At 36.6% G+C, this 2,716-nt stretch carries 2 protein-coding genes; both read left to right on the top strand.

The window, feature by feature from the left end; genetic code table 11:
- Positions 1 to 328 precede the first annotated feature (328 nt).
- Positions 329 to 508 carry a hypothetical protein gene (locus VMW81_09900; protein ID HUU51251.1) on the top strand — a complete coding sequence of 60 codons (180 nt, stop codon included), beginning with the start codon at positions 329 to 331 and terminating at the stop codon, positions 506 to 508.
- On the top strand, positions 492 to 2,102 hold the full coding sequence (locus tag VMW81_09895; GenBank protein ID HUU51250.1) for an AAA family ATPase: 1,611 nt from the start codon (positions 492 to 494) through the stop codon (positions 2,100 to 2,102). The genes VMW81_09900 and VMW81_09895 overlap by 17 nt, the downstream gene beginning before the upstream one ends.
- Positions 2,103 to 2,716 lie beyond the last annotated feature (614 nt).

Raw genomic sequence — 2,716 nt, 5'->3', positions numbered from 1 at the left:
ATCATACAATTACTGCACGAGCCGTAACTTTCATTGCCGCCATTTCACTAGCGATAATTGTTACTTTCCTTACAAAAGAAAAGACAAACCTTAAGGTATAAGAAACCTGATTTAACCTGGATTATTCATAAAAATTGCTGTTCACCCTGGAGGATGTTCTTACTTCTGGGAGACAACAACCATCAGTATACGCAAACCAACGATGAAAGTCCATTTGCGGTAATCTATCCGTAATGGCAAAAATGAAAAAAATATTAAAAAGGAGGCTCTCAAAAAGCCTCCTTTTTTTATTGGAGGATGAAAATAAAATTAATTTAAGGAGAAAGAAATGCAAACTAAACACCAAATTAAAGGTATCTTCATAACAGAAGATGGAGAAAATTTTTTGTGCATCCGTCAACTCTATGTGAATGACCTTTGCACAGGCAAACTCCTTGATGGAAAAATCTATCAAGGAAGAAAATTCAAATTAGTCAAGGAAGAGGAGAATCATGGAAATGAAAAGTGAAAAACAGAATCAAGAGACTTATGGTTTTACACTTGATATTCAGAAAATGATAGTCGCTTGGCTTCTTGCTGAAAATCAGGCATTAGAGGAAAATATCGGACTTGTAAGACCAGAGTATTTCGACAATCCAGTTTTGAGAGGTCTAACGACTCTCATAATTGACTTTTTTAACAAGTATTCCAGACCTCCAACAGAAGATGAACTGTTACAAAAGTTAGATGCCTTTCTGAGCACAGACAAGAGATTGCCTAGCAACGAATATCTGGATGTCTATGAAAAGCTGATAAAACTAACAAGGGACAGCAATTTCGATTACATTAGAGACAATGTTGTAGAATTTGGCCGTCACCAAACTTTTAATAAATCTATTCTGGAAGCGGCTGAGAGACTAAAAAAAGGTGACTATGATGGGATTGTGAACTCCATAAATCAGGCAGCCAGTGTAGGTGTTAAAGATGGAGGATTAAGGACTCTATCTACTATAGAGGCGGAGGAAGTAGAATGGCTGTGGCAGTATCATATACCTTTAGGGGAAATCACTCTCCTTATAGGAGATCCAGGTGTTGGCAAGAGTTATTTTTCCTATTTTCTTAGTGCTCAAGTCTCAACAGGTGGGTCGTGGCCCGATGTACCAGATAAATCTATTAAGAGTGGAAAGGTTTTGATACTCAGTACAGATGAAGATCCTAATTATGCAATTCGTCCTAGGTCAGAGGCCGCTGGTGCTAACTTGGACAAAATAAGTGTATTAGAAGGGAGTCGTGATGCATCAGGGAGGATAAAAATTCTTAATCTCACTAAGGATATCCACAGGTTGGAAGATATATTGGAAAAAAACAAAGGTTATCGTTTAGTAGTGATAGACCCGCTGAGTGATTATATAGGCCATGTGGATACACATAAGTATAGTGATGTTCGTTGGGCACTGGCACCAATTAATGCTTTAGCAAGAAAATATCACTTGGCTATTGTGGGAATTATGCACTGTAATAAGAATACCTCTCTTCAGGTACTGTATCGTATTATGGGCTCAATGGGCTTCCCTTCAGTAGCAAGGGCTATTTGGCTAATTGCTAAAGATAGAGAGGATGAAGAAAACAAAAGAAGATATTTTTCTCCACTGAAAAATAATCTTGCTCCTGAACAAAAAACTCTTGCCTTCCACCTAAAAAATTTAGGAAAATCAGCCAAAGTTATTTTTGAGAGCAATCCTGTTGGAGATGATTTTGATATAGAAGAAGTGCTTGCTCCTGTGGAAAGAATAAGCGAAACTAAACGGGCTAAAAAATTCCTTTTGAAGACTTTAAAAGACGATGCTTTACCTGTAAAAGAGATAAAAAGTGCTGCAAGAGAGGAAGCTATTTCGTGGGGAACTCTGAGAAGAGCCAAAGATAAAATGATCGGTGTTAAAGCCTTTAAAGAAAGAGGATTGGGTGGAAAATGGTTCTGGGATTTGAATGAGTTTACTAGAAGACAAGCGTTGTTTGAGGCAGCTCCAATTAATATAGAGGAAAAAGTAGATAGAATAAGGAAGGAAAAGATGAAGGAAGAGGAAGAAAATGAATCTCGACCTCTAGCTCCTCATGATGCCTGAGGAGGAAAATCGAGAAAGAGGAGAAAAAAAAAGAACCTGATAATGGAATTGAAAAAACTGTAAAAAGTGTTAATAAATTTCTGAAGAAATCGATGTCTCTCTTAAAATATTATATTAACCCCTTTAACTTCTTTATATTCTTTAGTTTCTTTATCCTCTTTAGCTCCTTTAAAGAAGCTAAAGGCGCTAAAGGTTTTTAAAGGGAGTAAAAAGTGTTTTGTATTTTGGTGTGAATCCTGAGAGGGAGAAAAAGATTCCTGAAGACATTAGAAGAAAAGTTGATGCAATTAGGAAAAAAGACAGAACATAAAAATGCTGTTATACTGGGACCGACAGGAGAAGACGAAGAATGAAGAGAGAGTTTCAAAAGAAAGGGAAAAAGAGAATTGAAGAGAAGTGGAGAAGAGAGAGAAACAGAAGAGAAAGAAGAAATAAAGGCGTTAAAGAGAAGAAAAAGATTTGAAGATGAGAGAGAGAATTGAAAGCTTAATGGTAAGAATAGATTCCAAATGTAATTTCAAATGTAGAGTAAATGGAATGCCCTGGGGGAGTAAATGCATTTAAGAAAATTGTGCCACTATGCCCACGATTCCCACTGGTAAATAAACTATTGA

This window comes from Nitrospinota bacterium (genome assembly GCA_035528715.1).
Lineage (GTDB): Bacteria > JADFOP01 > JADFOP01 > DATKYB01 > DATKYB01 > DATKYB01.
This window is presented reverse-complemented; position numbering and strand designations above follow the sequence as displayed.

Excerpts from the sequence above, each read along its gene's own strand:
- VMW81_09900 (HUU51251.1), top strand. The coding sequence starts at position 329 with ATGCAAACTAAACACCAAATTAAAGGTATCTTCATAACAGAAGATGGA.
- VMW81_09895 (HUU51250.1), top strand. The coding sequence starts at position 492 with ATGGAAATGAAAAGTGAAAAACAGAATCAAGAGACTTATGGTTTTACA.